Source organism: Actinomycetospora straminea, from assembly GCF_028737255.1.
Taxonomy (GTDB): Bacteria; Actinomycetota; Actinomycetes; order Mycobacteriales; family Pseudonocardiaceae; genus Actinomycetospora; species Actinomycetospora straminea.
The window spans coordinates 44,197-65,613 of the sequence record NZ_JAQZAN010000012.1 but is presented as its reverse complement, the minus strand read 5'-3'; the positions used below and the strand labels follow the sequence as shown (position 1 = coordinate 65,613).

The following is a 21,417-nucleotide window of genomic DNA, read 5'->3' as shown; positions in this document are numbered from 1 at the left end:
ACAGCAGAGGCGCGGTTCAGGTGAACCGGTAGACCGTCGTCCGGGTCGTCGCCCCGCCCTCGAGGTCGGCGGTGTCGGTGACGTCGTAGCCCGCCAGGGCGGTGCACCGGCGCCGCGGCAGGTACTCGCGGCCGGGGTCCCCGACGACGACGTCGACGCCCGCCGCGCTCGCCTCGTCACAGAAGCGCTCCATGTGCCGGGCCATCGGCTGCTCGTAGAAGACGTCGCCGGCGAGGACCACGTCCACGTCGAGGTCGTGCTCGCCGCCGAGGACGTCACCGACCACCGCCACCTCGACACCGTTCGCGGCCGCGTTGAGGGTGATGGCCGTGCGGGAGCGGGCGTCGGTGTCCGAGGCGATGACGTCCTCGGCGCCGGCGAGGGCCGCGGCGATCGCGACGATCCCCGAGCCCGAGGCCAGGTCGAGCACGCGGCGCCCGCGGACGAGGTCGGGGTGGTCGAGGACGTGGCGCGCGAGGGCCTGCCCGCCGACCCACGCGAACGCCCAGAACGGCGGCGCCTCCTCGTCGAGGGCCGACCAGGTGCGGTGGATGTCGTCGGCGAGCAGCAGCGTGATCTCGCCGACCAGCGGTGCGGTGCCGGGCGCGGTCCAGGCGCGGACGGCGTCCTCACCCTCGTCGTCACCGTCCGTCACGGTCACCGTCCGTCGCCGACCGCCTCCGGAGAGGCACAGCTGCTCCGAAGGGACGCAGCGCCGGACGGCGTTGATCCCTACGCTGGATTCGACGCAGGATGCGTCCACGTCCGCGCAGCCCACCCCCGAGCCGTTCGAGGAGGCCGTCATGACCCACCCGTCCGGCCCGGCCCCGCTCGGTCCCGTCCCCGCCGACGAGGACGCGGTGCTGCTCTACGTGGGCGGCCCGCTCGACGGGCGCGTGGAGGTCCGCGAGGCGCGGCACGGCGCGCCGCTCCCGGTGGTCACCCACACCCACCTCCACGACGGCCCCAAGGTCGTCCACGTCTACGACCTGCACGCGCTCACCCCGGCCGCCGGTGTCTACCACCTGCGCGCGGCCGAGGTGGCGGTCGATCAGTCGCCGGCGGCGAGGTAGCTCAGCCCGCACAGGGTGCCCCACGCCGCCGCGACCCCGGCGGCCTTCGCGCGGTACCGCTGGTCCGGCAGCGAGGTGCCCAGCACGGCGAGGTCGGCGAGGTCGGCACCGACCCGCACGGCGATCGCGGTCCGCAGTGCCCGGCCCGCGGGCGCCAGCGCCATCGCGAGCCCCGAGGCGAGGTCGCGGCCGCCGAGCGCACGCACCCCGATCGCCGTGGCCGTCGGCAGCGGCGCGCCCTCGGCCTGCAGGCCGGTGGGCTTCGCGAAGAGCGACGGGTCGGCGATGATCGCCACGCTGTAGCCGGCCGTGGCGAGGCCGAGCAGGCGGGGGATCCAGGTCAGGTCGCGGGACCGCGAGGAGGAGCGCACGGGCTCCTGTACCCCGTTCGCCGATCTACTCCCCCGACTGCTCGGGCAGGCGCAGGACCAGGCGCAGGACGCGGCTGTAGAGGTCGGCCGGCACGGCGTCCTCGCCGAGGACGCGACGCAGGCGGATCAGACCGTGGTAGAGCGCCGCGGCGGCGACGATGAACTCGTCGTCGCGGACCGTCGCGCGCACGGCGGGGTCGACGCCCTCCCAGTTGGGCGAGAGCTGCTCGCTCGCGAACCGGGCCAGACGCACCTCGTGCTCCGCGAGCCGCCCGACGAACTCGGGGTGGCGCACCGCGTAGAGCCAGATCTCGGCGTCGAGCAGGGCCTCCTCGCGGGAGTCGGCGACCTCGCCGACCAGCCGGTCGAGGGCGTCGAACGTCTCCTGCGGATCGTCCCGGACGAGCGACGCCCGGGTGTCGACGTCGGCGGAGGTCTGGGTCTCGACGAGCGCCGTGAACAGCGCGTCCTTGCTCGCGAAGTGCACGTAGACCGAGCCGACCGACACCCCTGCGGTGCGCGCGATCTCCTCCACCGACGCCGGCCCGTACCCGCGCTCGGCGAACACCCGGCGCGCGGCGTCGAGCAGCGCCTCCCGGGTGCGCGCCTTCGTCGCCGCCCGCCGACCCAGCGGCGGGCCCGCCGTCCGCGCCGCCGGCTCGCAACCCTGGGTCACAGCTGTCGACCTCCTCGCCACCGCCGGCCCAACGACGGGTCCGCGCAGTGGTGACGCATCGTAACCCGCCGGGTGCGACGGGCCGCGCCGTCGATCGCCGACAATGGAGGGCGTGACCACCTCGACGGCGCTCCTGCCCGCTCCCGGCGCGGACCCGGACGAGATCTACGAGGGGTTCGCGGACTGGGCCGCCGAGCGGGGCCTCGATCTCTACCCGGCGCAGTCCGAAGCGCTCATCGAGCTGGTCTCCGGCTCGAACGTGATCCTCTCGACGCCGACCGGGTCGGGAAAGTCGCTGGTCGCGCTGGGTGCGCACGTCGCGGCGCTGTCACGGGGCGAGCGCACCGTCTACACCGCGCCGATCAAGGCGCTGGTCTCGGAGAAGTTCTTCGCGCTCGGGGCGCAGCTGGGCTACGCGTCGGTCGGCATGCTCACCGGCGACGCCGCGGTGAACCCCGAGGCGCCGGTCATCTGCTGCACCGCCGAGGTGCTCGCCAACTGGGCGCTGCGCGAGGGGCCCGACGCGCAGATCGGCCAGGTCGTCATCGACGAGTTCCACTACTACGCCGACCCCGAGCGCGGCTGGGCCTGGCAGGTGCCGCTGCTCGAGCTGCCGCAGGCGCAGTTCCTGCTGATGTCGGCGACGCTCGGCGACGTCACCTTCTTCCAGCAGGACCTGAGCCGGCGCACGGGACGCGAGACCGCCGTCGTCGCCCACACCGAGCGCCCGGTCCCGCTGTCGTTCCGCTACGCGCGCACCCCGCTCCACGAGACGATCACCGAGCTGCTCGCCGGCCAGCAGGCGCCGGTCTACGTCGTGCACACCACGCAGGCCGCGGCGATCGAGCAGGCCCAGGCGCTCATGAGCCTCAACGTGTCGTCGAAGGCCGAGAAGGAGCAGATCGCCGAGCTCATCGGCTCGTTCCGCTTCACCGCGGGCTTCGGCCGGACGCTCTCGCGCCTGGTGCGCCACGGCATCGGCGTGCACCACGCCGGCATGCTGCCCAAGTACCGGCGCCTGGTGGAGACGCTCGCCCAGGCGGGGCTGCTCAAGCTCATCTGCGGCACCGACACCCTCGGCGTCGGCATCAACGTCCCCATCCGCACGGTGCTGTTCACCGCGCTGACCAAGTTCGACGGCCAGCGCGTGCGCCACCTGCGCGCCCGCGAGTTCCACCAGGTCGCCGGCCGTGCCGGACGCGCCGGGCACGACGTCGCCGGCTACGTCGTCGCCCAGGCCCCCGAGCACGAGGTGGAGAACGCCAAGCGGCTCGCGAAGGCCGGCGACGACGTCAAGAAGCAGCGCCGGGTGGTGCGGGTGAAGCCGCCCGAGGGGTTCGTGTCGTGGTCGGAGAAGACGCTCGAGCGCCTCGTCGAGGCCCAGCCCGAGCCGCTGACCAGCCAGTTCCGGGTGTCGACGGCCATGCTCCTGCAGGTCGCGCAGCGCCGGCAGCCGTTCTTCGCCGCGATGCGCCACCTGCTGGAGGACAACCACGCCGAGCGTCCCGTCCAGCGCCGGCTGATCCTGCGGGCGATCGCGCTGTACCGGGGGCTCATCGAGGCCGATGTCGTCGAGCGGATCGAGACCCCGGCGGGACCCGACGTGCGGCTCGTCGACGACCTGCAGGTCGACTTCGCGCTCAACCAGCCGCTCTCGCCGTTCGCGCTCGCCGCGTTCGACCTGCTCGACAAGGAGTCGCCGACCTACGCCCTCGACATGGTGTCGGTGGTCGAGGCGACCCTCGACGACCCCAAGCAGATCCTGCGCGCCCAGGAGAACCAGGCCCGCGGCGAGGCCGTGCAGGCCATGAAGGCCGAGGGCATCGAGTACGACGAGCGCATGGAGCTGCTCGAGGACGTGACGTGGCCGAAGCCCCTCGGCGAGCTGCTCGAGGGCGCCTACGAGTCCTACCGCGCCGGCCACCCCTGGGTCGCCGACCACGAGCTGTCGCCCAAGTCGGTGGTCCGCGACCTCTACGAGCGCGCCATGAACTTCACCGAGTACGTCGGGTACTACAAGATCGCGCGCTCCGAGGGCCTCGTCCTGCGCTACCTCACCGACGCCTTCCGCGCGCTGCGCCAGACGATCCCCGAGGCCGCCCGGACCGAGGACCTCGACGACCTCGTCGCCTGGCTCGGCGAGCTCGTGCGCCAGACCGACTCGTCGCTGCTCGACGAGTGGGAGAACCTCGCCAACCCGACGGAGCTCGACGCCGCCGGGACCGACGCGCGCCCGGTCGACCAGGGCCCGCCGCCGGTCACCCGGAACGAGCGCGCCTTCCGGGTGCTGGTGCGCAACGAGATGTTCCGCCGCGTCGAGCTCTTCGCGCGCCGCTCCCCCGCCGACCTCGCGGCCCTGGCGGAGGAGGGTCCGGACGCGGCGTTCTGGACCGACGCGATCGAGGGCTACTTCGCCGAGTACGACGAGCTCGGCGCCGGCCCCGACGCCCGCGGCCCGGCGTTCTTCCGGGTCTCCGTCGAGGGGCGGGTGTGGCACGTCCGGCAGGTCCTCGACGACCCCGAGGGCGACCACGACTGGGCCATCACCGCCGACGTCGACCTCGACGCCTCCGACGAGCTCGGCGCCGCCGCCGTCCACGTCACCGCCGCGGGGCCGATGCCGGCGGCCTGAGCGATCGGGGATCGGGATATCCGCCCACCGTCGGCGTCCTGAGGTCCCCACCACGGAGAGGGGTCCGCCTCCCGCCGGCGCCGCCGCTCGGCGAGGATCCGGCGCCGGGTGGTCGCGTCGGCCATGGCGCGGGCGTGCCGAAGAAGGTGTCGGAGAACCGGATGACGAGCCGGGCGACGAGGGCGTGCCGGCGTCCTCGGATGCCGTGGTCGTCGACGATCTCCTGCACCGAGCGCCGCATCTCCTCGCGGAGGCCCTCGAGCAGGGCGTCGCGGGTGGCGTGCGGGCGGAGGCGGACGTGGACGTCCTGCTCGCGGCCCTGCGGCAGCTCGCGCACGACGTGCCCGGCGGCCTCGAGCCGCCGGACCATCTTGGCGACGGCGCTGCGCGTCAGACCCAGGTACTCGCCGATCCGACCGCTGGAGATCGGCCCTCGGCACCGGCAGACGTCGAGGCACAGCAGCTCGCTCGCGGTGAGCCCGAGCCGCCGCGCCACCTCGTCGCGGTACCACTGCAGCGACGGACCCAGGTCGTCCAGCAGCAGCGTGAGGAGCTCGTCGGTGTCGTCCTCCCGCTGCCGGTCGACGGCGCTCTGCTCCACGAGGGACAGCGTCGCCGAGGGCGGCCCGCCGCGGGGCCGGAACGGGACAGCTCGACCCGTGTCCTCGGGACACGGGTCCGCCTCACCCGCCGGCGACCCGGCGGTGGTCCAGCGGCGGCACCGGTCCACCCGACCCGTGTCCTCAAGACACGGGTCCGCCTCACCCGCCAGCGCCCGGGAGACGGTCCCCCGACGACGGTCCCCCCGACCCGTGTCCTCAGGACACGGGTCGGCTCCGACCTCACGCCCCGAGCAACAGCTCGTCGACCCTCGGCCGGGCCCGCACCGCCCCCGGCGGCGTCCCCACCACCCGCCGGAAGGCCCGGCTGAACGCCGCCTCGGACCGGTAGCCCATCGCCGAGGCCACGGCGGCGACGGTGGTGTCGCCGGCGCGCAGGCGGTCGTGGGCGACGAGCATGCGCCAGCGGGTCACGTAGGCCATGACGGGCTCGCCGACCAGCGCGGTGAAGCGTGCGGCGAAGGTCGAGCGCGAGAGGGCCAGCTCGCGGGCGAGGCCGGCGACGGTCCAGTCGCGGGACGGGTCGGCGTGGACGAGGGCGAGCGCGCGGCCGATGTCGGGGTCGGTGAGGGCGCCGAGCCAGCCGGTGCGCGCCGTCGGGTCGTGGGCGAGCCAGGCCCGCAGCATCTGGACGACGAGGACGTCGGCGAGACGGGTGATCACGGCCTCGCCGCCGGGGCGCGTCTCCTCCACCTCGAGCGCGATGAGCCGCAGCGTGTCGTGCAGGCGTGCGGTCAGGGGCGAGACCGGCACGTGGACGACGTCGGGCATCAGCTCCACGAGCCGCTCGGCCATGGGGTGCTCGAGGCGGACGGCGCCGCAGATCATGGTGGTGGGCGCCCCGTCGCCGCCGTAGGTGATCGTGGCGTAGCGCTCGCCGTACCAGGTGTGCGGCAGGTCCATGACGTTCGGCACCGAGGTCCGCGGCGGCGGGTGGATCGACCGCAGCTCGTGGCCCTCGCCGCGGGGCAGGAGCACGACGTCCGACGGGGTCAACGTGATCTCCTCGCCTCCGACCACGAGCGTCGCGCTCCCCGAGGTCACCATGTGGAACCACAGGCAGCCCGGCGTCGGCGGCAGCACGAGACCGAAGGGCGCGCGGAGATCCGAGGCGCAGTAGAACGTCCCGTTCATCCGCAGGACGTGCAGGGCCTCGCCGACGGCGTCGGACGGGGTCCAGGGCGGGGCGACGGTCGCGGTCACGTCCCCCAGCCTCCGGCACCGGGTGCCTGATCGTCCACGGTCGTCGGACGATCGAGCAGGAGAACCGGCGTCACGGCGATGGTTCGTCCGGCGCGACCGGCCCAGAGTTGGACGCACCGGATCACCGAGCACGAGGAGGCACCATGATCACCGTCCTGGGGGCCAGCGGGAACACCGGCGGACGGGTCGCCCGCCGCCTGCGCGAGGCCGGGCAGCCGGTGCGCGCCGTGGGTCGCGACGCCGCGCGGCTCGCCGACGTCGCGGGGATCGGCGCCGAGGCGCACGTCGGTGACATCACCGACGCCGCCTTCCTCGCCGACGCCTTCCGCGGCGCCGACGCCGCCTACGTCCTCATGCCCCTCGACCTCGCCGCCGGCGGCTACCGCGCCCAGCAGGAGCAGGTCGGCACCGCGATCACCGCAGCGCTCGGCGCGGCCCGCGTGCCGCGGGTCGTCGCGCTGAGCGCGGTGGGGGCCGACGTCGCGCGCGGCACCGGTTTCCTCGAGACCCTCCACGAGCAGGAGCAACGTCTGGGGGCGCTGGACGCGCAGGTCACGGTCGTCCGCCCCGGACTGTTCTTCGAGTCGTTCCTGCCCTCGCTCGCCGCGATGCAGGCGACGGGCGTCCATCACGACACGATCGACCCCGCGGTCCCGCTGCCGATGGTCGCGACCGTCGACGTCGGCGACGCCGCCGGGGCGGCCCTGCTCGATCCCGCCGCCGCGGGCGTGCGGGAGGTGCACGGCCCGGAGGACCTGACGGTGCCCGACGCCGTCGCGCGCCTCGGGGCGGTGCTGGGGACGTCGCTGCGCTACGAGCGCGTGCCCGAGGACGTCATGCGCGCGGCCCTGGTCGACGCCGGCCTCCCGCCGGACGTCGTCACCGAGCACCTCGCGATGAACGCCGCGTTCAACGACGGCACCGTGCACAGCCTCGCGGGGCGCAGCCCGGCGACGACCACCCCGACGAGCATCGAGGACTGGGCCCGCTCGCTCGTCGCCGCGTGACCCCGTGCGTGGTCACCGCCGGCGGGAGCCGCCCTTCTTCGCCCCGAGGGAGGGCGGCGGGACGACGGGGCCGAGGTCGCCGTCGGGGGCCTCGTCGAGGTCGAGGATCACCGGCGCGTGGTCGGACGGGCCGGTGCCCTTGCGGGCCTGGCGGTCGACCCACACCGCGGCGCGGCGCGCGGCGATCGGCCCGCCGGCGAGCACGTGGTCGATGCGCATGCCGCGGTCCTGGTGGAAGGCGCCGCCGCGGTAGTCCCAGTAGGTGAAGACCCGCTGGTCGGGCCAGCGGTCGCGCACCGTGTCGTGCAGGCCGGTCTTGAGCAGGGCGGCGAACGCCTCGCGCTCCGGCGGCGTGACGTGGGTGGACTCGGCGAACGCCTCGACCGAGTAGACGTCGGGGTCGGCCGGGGCGATGTTGAAGTCGCCGGCGACGACCGAGACGTCGGGCCCGGCGGCCTCCACCCGGTCGCGCAGGGCGGCGAGCCACTCGAGCTTGTACGCGTAGTGCGGGTCGGCGACGTCGCGCCCGTTGGGCACGTACACCGACGTGACCCGCAGGCCCCCGCACGTCGCGGTGACCGCGCGCGCCTCCTGGTGGGGGTAGCCGGGCCCGCCGGGCAGCCCCTCCTCCACGTCGTCGAGGCCGACGCGGGAGAGCACGGCGACGCCGTTCCACCGTCCCTCGCCGTGGTGGGCGACCTCGTACCCGCGCTCGGCCAGGGGCGCGCCGAACGACTCGGCGAAGGCCTCGTCACCGAGCTTGGTCTCCTGCAGGCAGACCACGTCGGGCGCGCGCTCGTCCAGCCAGCCGAGCAGCCGCGGCTCGCGCGCCTTCGCCGAGTTCACGTTCCACGTCGCCAGTCGCACGGCCGCCACGCTAGCCGGGAGCACCGACGTCCACCCCGCCCGGAGGGGCGCCCCGGCGTCACCCCGTTGCCGGTTCGTTTCCCGGCCACGTGCGTTCCGTGACGTGAGGGCCGCGTATTAGCGTTCCGGACATGTCAGCGTCGAGCAGCGTGACCGACGAGGACCGGCTGCGGCGCATCGAGCAGATCACCGACACCGAGCTGGCCCACCTCGACACGGGCCAGCTGCTCTCCGAGCTCCTCGACCGCGTGGTGGCCCTCCTCGAGGCGGACACCGCGGCGGTCCTCCTGCTCGACCCTTCCGGCACCCACCTCGTGGCCACCGCTGCGCGCGGCATCGAGGAGGAGGTGCGCCAGGGGGTCCGCATCCCCGTCGGCAAGGGGTTCGCGGGGCGCGTCGCGGCCGAGCGCCGCCCGGTCGTCATCGACGAGGTCGACCACTCGAACGTCCTCAACCCGATCCTCTACGAGAAGGACATCCGCTCGCTGCTGGGCGTGCCGCTGATCGCCGAGGGTCGGACCCTGGGCGTCCTGCACGTCGGCACGCTGCGCCCGCGGCTGTTCACGCGCGACGACGCGGAGCTCCTGCAGACGGCGGCGGACCGCCTCGCGCTGGTCACGCGCACCCACCTCACCGACCTCGACCGCGCGGCCGCGTCGGCCCTCCAGCGCAGCCTGATGCCCGGCGCGCTCCCCCGCGTGAACGGCATCGATTTCGCGGCGCGCTACGTCCCCGGCGAGGCCGGCGGGCTGGGCGGGGACTGGTACGACGTCTTCTCGCTGCCCTCGGGGCGGCTCGGCATCGTCATCGGCGACGTGGTGGGCCGGGGCCTGCAGGCGGCGGTGGTGATGGGGCGTCTGCGCAGCGCGCTGCGGGCGTTCGCCCTGGAGGAGGACGACCCGGCGGAGGTCCTCGAGCGGCTCGACGGCAACGTCCAGCACTTCGAGGACAACGTCATGGCCACCGTCCTCTACGCGGTGCTCGAGCCGTCGCTCGATCGGGTGTCGTTGTCGACCGCCGGTCACCTGCCGCCGGTCCTCGCGCGCGGCGGCGAGGTCGCGACGCTGGTCAACGTGCCGGTGGACCTCCCGGTCGGGGTGTCGGTCGGTCCGCCGCGCCGCACCACCACCATCGAGCTGCCGCCCGACTCGGCGTTGTTCCTCTACACCGACGGCCTCGTCGAGCGCCGCGGGAAGCCGCTCGACGCCGGTCTCGACGCCCTGTGCGAGGTGGTCCGCGCCGACCGGGACCCCGACGTCGTGTGCACCGCCGTGCTGCACCGCATGATCGGCAGCGACTCGGTGGGCGACGACGTCGCGATGCTCGTCGCGCGCCGTGGCGGGACGCCCTCGGTGGTGCCGCTGAACATCACGGTCCCGGCGGTGCCGCGGGTGCTCGCCGACCTGCGCGCCTCGGTGCGCCGCTGGCTCGCCGCGGCCGGCGCGTCGGGCGAGGACGTCGCCGACCTGCTCGTGGCCACCGGCGAGGCCTGCTCCAACGTCGTCGAGCACGCCTACGGGCCGGGCGGCGGCACGTTGACGCTGCAGATGGAGCGGCAGGGTGCCACGGTGGTCGCGAGCGTGCGCGACAACGGCCGGTGGCGCTCGGCGCGCGGCCACGACCGGGGGCGCGGGACGACGCTCATCCGCCAGTGCACCGACGAGATGGACGTGATCGCCGGGGCCGGCGGCACCACCGTCACCTTCCGACGCCACATCGCGGGAGACGCACCATGACCACCGCCACCGTCGTCGTCCGCCCCGAGGGGCCCGACGTGCGCATCGCCATCGGCGGCGAGGTCGACCTCGAGAACGCGACCACCGTCGAGGAGCAGCTCGCCGCGGCGATCCCCAACGAGACGAACGCGGTGACGCTCGAGCTCGCCGAGCTGGAGTACCTCGACAGCGCGGGCCTGCGCGTGCTGTTCGCGCTGGCCGCGCGCCTCGAGGTGCTCCAGATCGCCCTGCGCGTGGACGTGCCGCCCGGCTCGCACACCCGCCGCGTGCTCCAGCTCTCGGGCTTCGAGGGGCTGGCCTCGCTCGAGAGCTGAGCGTGCTCAGCCCTGCTCGGCCTTCCGCCGCACCGTGTCGAGCGTCTGCTCCATGCCGCGCCGGTTCGCCGTGGGCGCGTCCCACGCCCGCGCACGGCCGACGACGTTGGCGACCGGGCTGCGCTGGTCCTGCCAGAACTGCTCGACGCGCGTACCGCCGTCCTGCGGCGCCAGGCGGAACCCCCACCGCGCCACCGGCTGCCCCAGCAGCGTCACGTCCCAGCTGATCGTCCGCTGCGGCTCGTACTCGACGACCTCCCCGACGGTCGACCAGCGCATCAGCCCCTTGCGGTTGTGACCCTTGAACCGCGCGCCGGGCGCCGGGCCGGAGGCGCCGCCGAGCCAGTCGACGCGGTGGCACTCCGGGGAGATGGCCCCGATCCGTGCCGGGTCGCCCACGAGGTCCCACACCCGCTCGGGCGGGGCGTCGACGGTGCGCGTGACGACGATGTCGTCGGCCATGAGGTTCCTCCGGACGGACGAGCGGCGGGACGGTGGCACCGTAGTGGGGCGATCTCGTGCCCGCTGGACAACGCCCTCAGGGACCGGCCGTGCCGAACTCCCGCACCGACAGGACCGGCCGGCCCCGGACCAGGAGGAGCGGTCCGGTCACCGAGACGGCACCGCGCGGGCGGAGCTCGACCAACCGGCGGTGGGCCTCGCGCTCCCGGGTGGTCAGCGGGCGCCGCCGTCGCCGGCGGAGGTCCCACGACAGCTGGGTGCCCGGGCGGACGGGACGCAGGGGCACCGTCCCGCCCGCCTCGAGGGACAGGTCGCCGTCGACGAGGGTGCCCGTGACGGTCACCTCGACGCCGCGGAAGAAGTAGCTCGCGTTGGCCCACCGCGCGAACTGCTCCGGCCAGCCGACGAGGTCGGGCAGCCCCCGGTGCGTCAGGGTGACCTGCGCGGTCTGGTCGACCTGGTTCGGCACCGGCTCGACGTGGGCGACGTCGTCCAGATGCTCGAGGGCCGAGTAGGCCCCGCCCCAGCACGGCCCGAGGCCGTAGGGGCACTGGGCGGTGAGGCCCACGGTGACCGCGGTTCCGGCGCGCACCTCGCGACGCCGAGCCGGACGTCCCGGCTCGTCCACGACGGCGCTCTCCGTCGCGGCCGCCGGTGCCGCCCCGACGACGGGGACGATGCGGGCCGGGGACGGCACGCCCTCGTCGCTGATCGCGAACACCATGTAGTACCCGGGCGGGCACTCGGCACTGCTCGCGGGCGCGGTGACCGCGAGTGTCCCGCCGTCGCCGACGTGCTCGAGGCGGAGGAACCGCTGGTCGGCGTTGACCGTGTGGGTCGCCGACGACAGGCGGACCAACGTCACCGCGGCGATCGGTGGGCCGTCGGTCTGCACCTCGAAGTCCCCGCCGAGGACGACCTCGTCGGGCGCCGCCGTGATGACCGGCCGGGGACCGCGGAAGAGGTAGGGCGGGTGGAAGACCTGGGCGTCGCGGTGGGTGTCCTCCGGGCGGTTGTCCGCGCCGCCCTCGACGAACTCGCCGCCGCCGGCGCTGAGCACGGTCGCGTCGGGCAGGAGCACGGCCGAGGCGTGGTAGCAACGGTCGACCTCCTCGGCGGCCAGGGTCGTCCAGCTGTCGGTCCGCGGGTCCCACAGCTCGGCGGCGTGCACCGGCGCGCCGGGCGTGAGGTCGTTGAAGTCGGGCCCGCTCGTGCCGCCGGTGACCAGAACGGTCCCGTCGGGCAGCAGGGTGGCGTTGTGCTGGCGGCGGCGGAACGCCATCGAGGCGGCGGGCTCCCAGGCCGGGGCCGCAGAGGTGAGATCGATCTTCTCGCACGCCGCGGTGGGGCGACGGGAGTCCGCGTCGTTGCCCCCGCCGAGGTAGATCACCTTGCCGGGCTCGTACATCACCGACGGGCCGTACTGCCGCTCGCCCTGCGCGCGGACGCCCGCGTCGGTCCAGTCACCGGGTCCCGCGGTGTCGAGGATCGTGGTCGGCGCGTTGGACCCGGCCATCAGGACACGCTGGTCGGGAAGCACGTGCACCCGGGGGTAGAGCGGCAGGCCCCGGAAGTCGCGCGTGGGCCGCCACGAGGTGCCGTCCCAGATCTCGGGGACCTCCTCGATCGGCTGGTGCGGACCGTCCTGGTGGCTCCCCGAGATGACCAGCACGCGGCCGTCCGCGAGCGTCACCGCCGACGGGTACCACCGACCACTGCGCAGGTCGGGCAGCGGCGTCCAGTCGCCCTGCCACGGGTCGTACAGGCAGGCCTGGTCGAGCCCGTCGCCGTCGGTGATGTGCCCGCCCGCGACCAGGAGACGCCCGTCGGCGAGGAACGCGTGGCCGGAGCAGAACAGGTTGACCGGCCTGCCGTCCGCCCGCTCGGGCTCCGAGGTCGACGTCGTGGCACCGGTCGCCGGGTCCCACAGGAACGGCGCACAGCCCTGCTGGTGCATGCTCCCGGCCGGGTCCTTGCGACGTCCCCACGCGAGGACCTGGCCGGTCGGTAGGACCGCGGCGTGGATCGCCACGTCGGGCAGGGCGAACACCGGGTCCCACCGGCCCTGCTGTGCCGGGTCGTCGGGCACGACAGACCTCCCCCCTCGGACGGGCACACCGCCACGGCCGTGACCGTGGCGGCGTGCCGACGACCGTGCGCTAGACCAGCTCGCCGATCGCCGACGCCACCCGGAAGTCGGCGAGGTACTCGACGATCGAGTGTGCCGCGCTCAGCGGGTTGTCGGTGCGGATGTCCTCGACGCCGCGGCCCCAGGTCGGGCCCAGCGGGCAGCCGATCGCGACCGCGTCCGCCACGCACCAGGCGTTGACCCACCGCTCCACGTCCGGCTGCCGTGGCCCTCCGGCCAGGAGCCGCTTGTTCACGGAGTCCAGGCCGAGCGGGCTGCCGGCGGTGACGAGCAGCCGGAGCTCGACACCCGGCGGCCTGCGGGTCAGGAGGTCGAGGGCGACCACCGTCCCGAGGCTGTGGGACACCAGCGTCACCGGACCGGACGTCGGGAAGGTCTCGAGCACGGTGTCGATGACCTCGCTGCGGACCTGTTCGTCGTCCAGGTACAGCGCGACGTCGCGGAACCGCAGGGCGATGAAGAGGTCGTCGAGCCGGCTCTTGCCCGCGAGGTGCGAGAGCGCGGACTGGACGCCGCCGAGCAGGTCCCCGAACCCCTCGCTCGCGTCCGGCCGGAACCCCGCGTGCGACGCCGCGTCCTCGATGAGCGCGGCGTAGGTGGCCCGCGCCGACGCGCCCGGGGGCGCGGCCTGCTCCGCCGCGGTGACCGCTCCGTCCTCGTTGGCCCCGGCCAGCTCGACGGCCGACGGGCCGGCGAGGTGCGCGAGCCGGTCGCTGTAGTAGGGGAACCACGCGCGGGCCGGGTCCACGGGCGGGCGACCGACCGCACCCAGCCCGCGCGTGAGACCTCCCGCCCAGTCGACCCGCAGTGCGGCCGGGTCCCGGCCCTGCTGGCCCCGGCCGTGCAGGAACACGAGGTGCGGCGGCGTGTCCGGGGTCCCGCGCACGCCCCGGCGGCCGGTGGCCTCGCGGGCCGTCGGCGCGACCTCCGTCGGCGGTGCGCCGACCATGGCCTCGGCGCCCAGCTCGTCGAGCAGCGCGGTCTGCGCGGGCGTCCTCGCCAGGGCCCGCAGCCGGGTGAGGACCACCGAGATGCGGGCGCCCTCGTTGGCCACCCAGTCCACGGCCGCGTCGCCGATCGCGCGGGTCCACACGGTGCCGTCGGTCGTGAGCCACTGGCCGGCGTCGTTGGTCCGCGGCACGCCGGAGTGGTGGAGCGCGACGACCTCCCACTGGTCGTTGAACACCGGCGACCCGGAGTTGCCCGGCTCGGTGTCGGCCTCGTAGTGCAGGAAGTCGGGGAGCTGGTCGAGGAGCCGGTTGTGCCGGACCGCGATCTCCTTGCGACGCCCCGAGGGGTGGCCGATGACGTTCGCGGCCTCGCCGATGACGATCTTCCCCTGCTGCCGGAGCAGCCGGTTCCACCCGTACTTGTCCCCGGCCACGACGCCCCGCGCGGGCGCGACGGCCACGAGGGTCGCGTCGATCCCGACGTCGGTGAGGAAGAGCGTGCCCGGGTCGAGGTCGAACGCGGCGGGGGTCTCCGGCCGTCCGTCGGTGCCCAGCTCGACGTCGAACTCCACGAACGCGCCCGCCGCGGTCGCGACGTCGGGCAGGACGTGGTTGTTGGTCAGGAGCAGGCGCCGGCCGACGAGGAAGCCGGTCCCGGCCCCGCCGTCGGCCAGCGAGATGCGGCCGACCGTCTCGGCGATCGCCGTCCCGCGCCCGAGGAAGAGGCTCGGCTGCAGGTCGTTCTCGGCGATGATCCGCTCGAGCGCGCCCTCCGTGCGCGCGGCCTGGCGGACCGCCCGGCTCCCGACGACGTCGCCGATGAGCCGCTCGGCCCGGGCCTCGATCTGGTCGGGCTCGTCGACGACCGGCGTGCCGGTCTCGTGCTGTCGGCGTTCCGTCTCCGCCCGGTCCGGCGCGCGGTGCCGGTACCGGCCGGCGGCGAGGTCCTGTTGCTCGCGGAGGGTGGTCATACCGGGAATCCCGCGAACTGGATGAACTTCGCGATGGAGGTGACGGCGGAACCGTCCGGGAGCTTGACGCCCGCCGCCGGCGTCCACGCCGTCTGGTTCATGTACGAGCGTGGGTCGAGGCGGATCTGACCGATGATCGTCTCGGCGACGATGCGACTGCCGACCGGGCCGAGGGCGTGGCCGTTCGATCGGACTTCGGACTCGGCGAGGACGTAGAACCACAAGGGTGTGGCCGAGAGGAAACCCCCCGCCTCGAGTGCGTGGAACACCGTCTGGTCGAGGGCGTCGGCGAAATCCTGCTCCTGCAGGACCGGCAACCCCAACCTCGCGGCGACGGCCTGCCCCGTGGGGATGCTCAGCGCGTAGCCGCGACGCAGGTTTCGCCGCGCGAGGTGCTTCAGGAGGTCGGCGACGGGCGGGGAGGGCGCGGGGTCGGTGTCCGGCACCTGGTTGACCATGTCCTTCAACGGGTCGGCGAGATGAGTGTCGATCGGGCGCGCGAACCTCGTCGGGAAGGCGGGGTCGAGTCGCACGAGGCGGTCGTACTCGGCAGGCCAGTTGTCGGGGAGTTTCGTGGGGTCGCCCGCCATCCCTCCTCGCCCGGTGAAGCGGAAGAGCGTGTCGAGGTCCGCCACTGGTTGGAAGAAGCCACCGAGGCCGAAGTTCCGGTTCCAGTCATAGGCACCACGGACCATGCTGTGGCCGAAGCGGAAAGCCGCCACGGAGAACTCGAGGGGCATGAAGGGGCGTTTCAGGAGCCCCTCCTCGCTGGCGAGGACCTCATCGACCGTGCCTGGTGTGAGCACGGTGTTGAGGTAGTCGTGGACACAGATCCACTGATAGGTCCACTGCACGAGCTGCCGTGCACGGTTGAAGACTTCGCTGACGCCTGTGCGCTCCGCTTCGTGATCGCGAACCCAGTCCACGGCGTTGTTGTGGAATCGGAGAAAAGCCAGGTGCAGCTGGGCCACGACGAGGTTCTCGTCGTTGCGACCGTCCCCGATGAGCGGCGTCCCGAGATCCAGCCCGTTCGGGACCTCCACCTCGACGCGGGGCAGGTCGCGCTGGAGATCCGCTACCGGCGGGATGAGGACGCCGACGGCGCCCCCGGCCGGTGAGAGGCTGCCGATCTTGAGCTTTGTCCTGTCGGACTCCTGGTAGGGCACCACGATCTCCTTCGGCGAGCTCGGCGCCGGCGCAAAGGGACCGTTGCCGTAGACCGAATCGAGGTTGAGTGCCGGATTGCGGCCGTTCTTGAGCTGCTCGGTCACCTCGTCAGGCCCGACCACGACGACGGAATCTCCCTGGATGCTGATCGGTGAGTCGTTGTCCGTGGCAGCGGTCAGGTCGTGGTCGACGAACTGACCCCAATAGGTGTGGATCGGAGGAATCGGCGCGTTGCGCCCCGAGTCGCCTTGGTCGATCATGGCCGTTCCCAGCGCATCGAGCGCGAGGGTGACCTGAGCCGTGTCTGTGGGCAGCAGATTGGCCCCCTCTCGCGGCAGCTCCGGGAAGAGGTAGTCGAAGTCGGTGGCGCCAACCGATTCGAGAGCCGCCTCACCGGTGGCTTCGCGCAGACCGTTGTCCTGCACGTCCTCACTGAGCGGCCGCGCGCCTTCCTGCAGGGCTGCCTGAAGGTCTTTGGCCTGGTCGACGACGGCATGGCTGCCGTGGAGCCTCCTGGTGATGATGCGGACTCCGGCGTTGTCGCTCATGCGCTTCCTCCTGGACCGTGACGGTCACGTCGGTCGTGCGGCGTCGGGGGCCTCGGAGAGCAGCGCGGGTCGCCCTGACTCGACCTGGACAGCACCCCGTGTCGCCACGGCGTCCCCCTGACCTGTCCGCCGTCGACGATTCCGCTCCGTGCACGGCATCGGCAGCGGGGAGATCTCCCGCATCGGCGCGGCCCCGACCGCGTGACGTGGCGATGCGCCCACGGCGTGGAGGCGCGGCCCGGCGTAGCGATCCGCCGGTCTCGACCTGGCGTGACCGATCGATCGCGCACGGTCCTGTCCGGCACGGTGCGTCACACCGGCGGCCTAGCCGACGGCCCTCGGGCACCGGGGAAACCCCCCGCATCGACCCGAAAGGCGGCACTGCCCCTCACGGAGAGGCGGCATCCTGTGCCCCACCGATCACGCCCGCCCCGGTGACACCACCACGGGGGTCCCGATGACCACAGCCGGCGACGACCCGCCGCGAGCGCTCTTCGTCGGTCGCGCGGCCGAGATCGACACCCTGGGTGAGCTCGTGGCGGGACGCCGGGCCGAGCGGGTCGCGGTCGTGCGCGGGGAGCCCGGGATCGGGAAGACCGCGCTGCTCGACCGCGTCGGGGCGTCGTCGGGGGCACGCACCGTGCGCGTCGTCGGCACCGAGGCCGAAGCGCACCTGCCCTTCGCGGTCCTCGCCGACCTCGTCGCGCCCCTGCGCCCGTGGCTCGCGGCCCTGCCCGAGGTCCAGCGCGAGGCCCTCGAGGTGAGCGTCGCGCTGCGCGCCGGTCCCGCGCCCGGACCCCTGGCGCTCCGCGCCGCGACGCTCGGGCTGCTGGACGCGGCCGGCGACGACGAGCCGCTGCTCGTCGTCGTCGACGACCTGCAGTGGGTGGACCCCGCCTCGGCGGAGGTGATCCTCTTCGTCGCCCGGCGCCTGCGGTCGCCCCGGGTCACGCTCCTGCTCGCCACGCGCGACGAGCGCCGCACGGTGCCCGGAGCCGTCGAGATCGACCTCGACCGGCTGACCCCGGCCGAGAGCCGCTCGCTGCTGCGCCCGATCTCGGAGCGCCTCTCCCCCGTCGTCGTCGACCGGCTGGTCGCGGACCTCGCGGGCCACCCGCTCGCGCTCGTGGAGGCCGCGCACCGTGCCGGCGACGGACAACACCCGCGCGTGACCCACGTCGGCCCGGCGCTCGAGGAGCTCTGGAGCCGGGCGCTCGCCTCGTTGCCCGCGGGGTCGCGCACGGCGATGGCGGTCGTCGCGGCCGGGGGCACGACCGAGCGGTCCGAGGTCGACCTCGTCCTCGGCGACCTCGGCCTCGACCAGCACGACCTCGCGCCGGCCGAGCACGCCGGACTACTCCGCCGCGGTGACGACGGCCGGCCGGTCCTGCGCCACCCCCTGCTGCGCCCCGTCGCGCTCGCCCACGAGCCGGAGGTCACACGACGGGTCCGCCGCGCCCTCGCCGGCCGCACCGCCGGCATCCGGCGCGCGTGGCACCTCGCGGCGCGGGTCGAGGGCACCGACGAGGTCGTCGGCACCCAGCTCGCCGCCGCCGCGCGGTCGGCGGGCGAGCGGGGCGGGCACCGCAGCGCCGGCGAGGCCTGGGCCCGCGCCGCCCAGCTCAGCGCCGAGCGCCGCCACCGCGCCGACCGCTTCCTCGCCGCCGCGGAGGAGTTCCTGCTCGCCGGGGCGCTCGACCTCGCCGCCGGGCACGCCGAGGCGGCGCTCGCCCTCGCCGACGACACTGCGTCCACGAGCCGGGCCGAGATCGTCCGCGGCCGCGCCACCGCTTGGCTCGGCGACCCCCGGCGCGCCCTCGCCGACCTCGTCCGCGCCGCCGAGCGCCTCGCCCCCGTCGACGCCGGCGCCGCGGCCGCTCTCTACGCCGAGGCGACGACGCCGGCCGCGATGGCCGGGCGGGTGCGCGACATGCTCGTCCTCGCGCGGCGGGGGACCCCGCGCCGCGCGCCCGAGGTGCAGGCGCTCGTCCTGCTCGGCGACGTGCCGGCCGCGCTCGGGATCCTCGACACCCTCGAGCAGGGCGACGGGACCGCCTGGGACCTGCAGGACCGCGCCCAGCTGGCCCAGGTCGCCGTCGCCACCGAGCGTTATGCCGACGCCGAGCGCCGCGTCGACGACCTCCTCGCCCTGGCCCGGCGGCACGGCGCCTCGGCGATGCTGGCGTTCGCGCACGCGGTGCGCGCCGAGCTCGACGTGTGGCGCGGGCGCTGGCCGGCGGCGCGCGCGGACGCCGTCGAGGCCGTGGCGTGGGCCGAGGAGCAGGGCGAGGCCGGCACCGCCGCGATCGCGACCCTGGTCCTCGCCCGCCTGGACGCCCTGACCGGCGACGTCGCGCGCAGCCGCGAGCGCGCCCGGCGGGTGCTCGCCGAGGTCGGCGCCCACGGGATCGACTGCCTGCAGGTCTACGTGCCGGCGGTGGGGGGCCTCGCCGCGTTCGCGGTCGGCGAGACCGAGGACGCCGTCGCCCACCTCGAGCGCGCCCACCGGCGGGCGTGCGCCGACGGCCTCGGCGCGAGCAACGTCGTACCGTACGGCCCGGACCTCGTCGAGGCGCTGGTCCGGCACGGCGACACCGACCGGGCGCGCGAGGTCCTCGCGTGGTGGGCGGAGCGGGAACGCTCCGGGCTCGCGTTCCCGGCGGCGACCGCCGCGCGCTGCGCCGGCTTCCTCGCCGAGGACCCCGACGACGCCACGGCCTGCTTCGCGCGGGCCCGGGCGGCGCACGCCCGCAGCGACCAGCCGTTCGAGAAGGCCCGCACGCTGCTCGCGGAGGCCGAGTGCCTCCGCCGCCTGCGCCGCCCGTCGGTCGCTCGCTCGGCCGCGCGCGAGGCGCACGCGACCTTCGTGGCACTCGGCGCGCGGCCGTGGGCGGACCGCGCCGAGGCCGAGCTGGCGGCGGCCGGGGTGTCGCTCCGCCGCCCGGCCGCGGCAGAGACCGCCTGGGCGGCCCTGACGCCCCAGGAGTTCCAGGTGGCGCGCATCGTCGCCGAGGGCCGGTCCAACGACGAGGCCGCGGCCGCGCTGTTCGTCTCCCGCAAGACCGTCGAGAACCACCTCACCCGTGTCTACCGCAAGCTCGGCCTGCGCTCGCGGAGCGAGCTCGTCCGGTGGTTCCCCGATGGTGGGGTTGGTCGCGGGCCCCGCGTCGGCGCGGGTCGCTCCGTTATCGTGACCGATGCAGAAACCGGTGGTACCCGGGCGGCGGCGTCCGCTCGGCGCAACGAGGCGTGCCGGTCGATCCCGCCCGATCCGGGAGGTCCGCCGTGACGCTCGAGCTCGACGACCTGCGCGTGCGCAGCCTGGGTGAGTGCCGGTACGACTCGCCGTTCGCGGAGATGCTGGCCACCAAGCGCACGTCGCCGCACTACGTGCACGAGGACGACCGGGTGCTCGTCGACGACACCGTCTCGATCCTGCTCTCCCGCGGGGTGTCGATCGACGAGCTGCCGAGCCTGGAGACGGCCGGCCCCCGCCGCAAGATCTACTTCGACCCGGCCGCCACCAACGTCGGCATCGTGACCTGCGGCGGCCTGTGCCCGGGCCTCAACGACGTCATCCGCGGCATCGTCCAGGAGCTCACCGAGCACTACCACGTCGCGCACATCTACGGGTTCCGCAACGGCTACGCCGGCCTGACCCGCCGGCACCGCGAGCGGGTGGTCGAGCTCGACCTGCACGCCGTGCGCGACATCAACAACGACGGCGGCACGATCCTCGGCAGCTCGCGCGGCGACCAGGACCCCGAGGACATGGTCGACACCCTCGTCGAGCTGGGCATCCACGTCCTGTTCGTCATCGGCGGCGACGGCAGCATGCGCGGCGCCATGAAGCTGACGAAGGAGATCGACGCCCGCGGCCTCGACATCGCCGTCGTCGGCGTCCCCAAGACGATCGACAACGACCTGCCCTTCACCGACCAGAGCTTCGGGTTCCAGACGGCGTTCGCCCAGGCCACCGAGTTCATCGCCTCGGTGTTCGTCGAGTCGCAGGCGGCCGAGAACGGCGTGGGCATCGTCAAGCTGATGGGCCGGCACTCCGGCTTCATCGCCTGCTACGCCGCGCTGTCCAACAACGACGCCGACTTCGTGCTCATCCCCGAGGTGCCGTTCGTCCTCGACGGTCCGAACGGTGTCCTGCGCCGCGTCGAGGACCACGTGCGCCGCCACGGCCAGGTCGTCGTCGTGGTCGCCGAGGGCGCGGGCCAGGACCTGCTCGAGCAGGAGGGCCGGACCACCGACGCGTCGGGCAACACCAAGCTCGGCGACATCGGGCTGTTCCTCAAGCAGAAGATCACCGACCACCTCACCGCGGTCGACCTGCCGCCGACGGTGCGCTACCTCGACCCGAGCTACGCGATCCGCAGCGTCGCCGCCAACGCCTACGACAGCGTCTACTGCGTGCGCCTGGCCCACGCCGCCGTGCACGCCGGGATGGCCGGGCGCACCGAGACCGTGGTCGTGCGCTGGCGGCGCCGGTTCGTGCACGTGCCGATGGAGCTGATCACCTCCCACCGCAACCAGGTCGACCCCGACGGCGACCTGTGGATGTCGGTCCTCGAGGCCACCGGGCAGCCGGCGACGTTCGGGGCCTGATCGCGCCGATCACGGGGCGTCGCCTCGTTGCTCCGTGTGGGTTATGTCTGCCTTGCT

17 protein-coding genes are annotated in these 21,417 nt (G+C 74.3%); 7 read left to right on the top strand and 10 right to left on the bottom strand.

The features are described 5' to 3' along the window. Window positions 1-16 precede the first annotated feature (16 nt). Entirely contained in the window at window positions 17-655 is a 639-nt protein-coding gene (locus PH190_RS17005; protein WP_274232720.1) for a class I SAM-dependent methyltransferase, read from the bottom strand. 148 nt (window positions 656-803) lie between these two features. Here PH190_RS17005 and PH190_RS17000 point away from each other — a divergent pair, with 148 nt between their 5' ends. After that, window positions 804-1,073 (top strand): hypothetical protein, encoded by a 270-nt coding sequence (locus PH190_RS17000; protein WP_274232719.1) that lies wholly within the window; start codon window positions 804-806, stop codon window positions 1,071-1,073. On the opposite strand, the gene PH190_RS16995 is transcribed toward PH190_RS17000, so the two are convergent. Together PH190_RS16995 and PH190_RS16990 are read right to left on the bottom strand one after the other, a co-directional pair. Next, the gene (locus PH190_RS16995) at window positions 1,052-1,444 is read right to left on the bottom strand and encodes a hypothetical protein (protein WP_274232718.1); all 393 of its coding nucleotides are present in this window, start codon (window positions 1,442-1,444) and stop codon (window positions 1,052-1,054) included. The genes PH190_RS17000 and PH190_RS16995 overlap by 22 nt on opposite strands. A gap of 25 nt (window positions 1,445-1,469) precedes the next feature. Then, a complete protein-coding gene (locus tag PH190_RS16990; RefSeq protein ID WP_274232717.1) occupies window positions 1,470-2,120 on the bottom strand; it encodes a TetR/AcrR family transcriptional regulator in 651 nt (216 codons plus the stop codon). Window positions 2,121-2,232: 112 nt separating this feature from the next. On the opposite strand from PH190_RS16990, the gene PH190_RS16985 reads away from it, so the two are divergent. Beyond that, entirely contained in the window at window positions 2,233-4,752 is a 2,520-nt protein-coding gene (locus PH190_RS16985) for a DEAD/DEAH box helicase (protein ID WP_274232716.1), read from the top strand. Here PH190_RS16985 and PH190_RS16980 read toward each other — a convergent pair. Then, complete coding sequence (locus tag PH190_RS16980) at window positions 4,721-5,353, bottom strand: MarR family transcriptional regulator (RefSeq protein ID WP_274232715.1); 633 nt, start codon at window positions 5,351-5,353, stop codon at window positions 4,721-4,723. The two genes, PH190_RS16985 and PH190_RS16980, sit on opposite strands and share 32 nt — an antisense overlap. A 241-nt stretch (window positions 5,354-5,594) precedes the next feature. Beyond that, window positions 5,595-6,575, bottom strand: a complete 981-nt coding sequence (locus tag PH190_RS16975) for an AraC family transcriptional regulator (protein WP_274232714.1) — start codon at window positions 6,573-6,575, stop codon at window positions 5,595-5,597. 143 nt (window positions 6,576-6,718) lie between these two features. Here PH190_RS16975 and PH190_RS16970 point away from each other — a divergent pair, with 143 nt between their 5' ends. Then, window positions 6,719-7,582 (top strand): NmrA family NAD(P)-binding protein, encoded by an 864-nt coding sequence (locus PH190_RS16970; protein WP_274232713.1) that lies wholly within the window; start codon window positions 6,719-6,721, stop codon window positions 7,580-7,582. A 12-nt stretch (window positions 7,583-7,594) separates the two neighbouring features. Here PH190_RS16970 and PH190_RS16965 read toward each other — a convergent pair whose 3' ends face one another. Then, on the bottom strand, window positions 7,595-8,449 hold the full coding sequence (locus PH190_RS16965) for an exodeoxyribonuclease III (protein WP_274232712.1): 855 nt from the start codon (window positions 8,447-8,449) through the stop codon (window positions 7,595-7,597). 149 nt (window positions 8,450-8,598) lie between these two features. Between PH190_RS16965 and PH190_RS16960 the strand changes: the two genes are divergently transcribed. Beyond that, window positions 8,599-10,185: an ATP-binding SpoIIE family protein phosphatase gene (locus PH190_RS16960; protein WP_337993824.1), complete on the top strand. Its 1,587-nt coding sequence runs from the start codon at window positions 8,599-8,601 to the stop codon at window positions 10,183-10,185. Beyond that, the gene (locus PH190_RS16955; protein WP_274232710.1) at window positions 10,182-10,499 is read left to right on the top strand and encodes an STAS domain-containing protein; all 318 of its coding nucleotides are present in this window, start codon (window positions 10,182-10,184) and stop codon (window positions 10,497-10,499) included. The genes PH190_RS16960 and PH190_RS16955 overlap by 4 nt, the downstream gene beginning before the upstream one ends. Window positions 10,500-10,505: 6 nt before the next feature. On the opposite strand, the gene PH190_RS16950 is transcribed toward PH190_RS16955, so the two are convergent. The 4 genes from PH190_RS16950 to PH190_RS16935 form a co-directional block, all read right to left on the bottom strand. Then, window positions 10,506-10,961, bottom strand: coding sequence for an SRPBCC family protein (locus PH190_RS16950; protein ID WP_274232709.1), 456 nt, complete (start codon window positions 10,959-10,961; stop codon window positions 10,506-10,508). A 76-nt stretch (window positions 10,962-11,037) separates the two neighbouring features. Beyond that, the gene (locus tag PH190_RS16945; protein WP_274232708.1) at window positions 11,038-13,050 is read right to left on the bottom strand and encodes a galactose oxidase-like domain-containing protein; all 2,013 of its coding nucleotides are present in this window, start codon (window positions 13,048-13,050) and stop codon (window positions 11,038-11,040) included. 70 nt (window positions 13,051-13,120) lie between these two features. Next, entirely contained in the window at window positions 13,121-15,031 is a 1,911-nt protein-coding gene (locus PH190_RS16940; protein ID WP_274232707.1) for a trypsin-like serine peptidase, read from the bottom strand. Beyond that, on the bottom strand, window positions 15,028-16,746 hold the full coding sequence (locus PH190_RS16935; RefSeq protein ID WP_274232706.1) for a peroxidase family protein: 1,719 nt from the start codon (window positions 16,744-16,746) through the stop codon (window positions 15,028-15,030). Before PH190_RS16935 ends, PH190_RS16940 begins: the two co-directional genes overlap by 4 nt. 457 nt (window positions 16,747-17,203) lie before the next feature. Here PH190_RS16935 and PH190_RS16930 point away from each other — a divergent pair, with 457 nt between their 5' ends. After that, a complete protein-coding gene (locus tag PH190_RS16930) occupies window positions 17,204-20,035 on the top strand; it encodes an AAA family ATPase (protein WP_274232705.1) in 2,832 nt (943 codons plus the stop codon). Continuing rightward, window positions 20,032-21,360, top strand: coding sequence for an ATP-dependent 6-phosphofructokinase (locus PH190_RS16925; RefSeq protein ID WP_274232704.1), 1,329 nt, complete (start codon window positions 20,032-20,034; stop codon window positions 21,358-21,360). Before PH190_RS16930 ends, PH190_RS16925 begins: the two co-directional genes overlap by 4 nt. Window positions 21,361-21,417 lie beyond the last annotated feature (57 nt).

Coding starts and splice junctions, on each gene's coding strand:
- PH190_RS16930 (WP_274232705.1), top strand. CDS start 17,204: ATGACCACAGCCGGCGACGACCCGCCGCGAGCGCTCTTCGTCGGTCGC.
- PH190_RS16970 (WP_274232713.1), top strand. CDS start 6,719: ATGATCACCGTCCTGGGGGCCAGCGGGAACACCGGCGGACGGGTCGCC.
- PH190_RS16950 (WP_274232709.1), bottom strand. CDS start 10,961: ATGGCCGACGACATCGTCGTCACGCGCACCGTCGACGCCCCGCCCGAG.
- PH190_RS16955 (WP_274232710.1), top strand. CDS start 10,182: ATGACCACCGCCACCGTCGTCGTCCGCCCCGAGGGGCCCGACGTGCGC.
- PH190_RS17000 (WP_274232719.1), top strand. CDS start 804: ATGACCCACCCGTCCGGCCCGGCCCCGCTCGGTCCCGTCCCCGCCGAC.
- PH190_RS16940 (WP_274232707.1), bottom strand. CDS start 15,031: ATGACCACCCTCCGCGAGCAACAGGACCTCGCCGCCGGCCGGTACCGG.
- PH190_RS16935 (WP_274232706.1), bottom strand. CDS start 16,746: ATGAGCGACAACGCCGGAGTCCGCATCATCACCAGGAGGCTCCACGGC.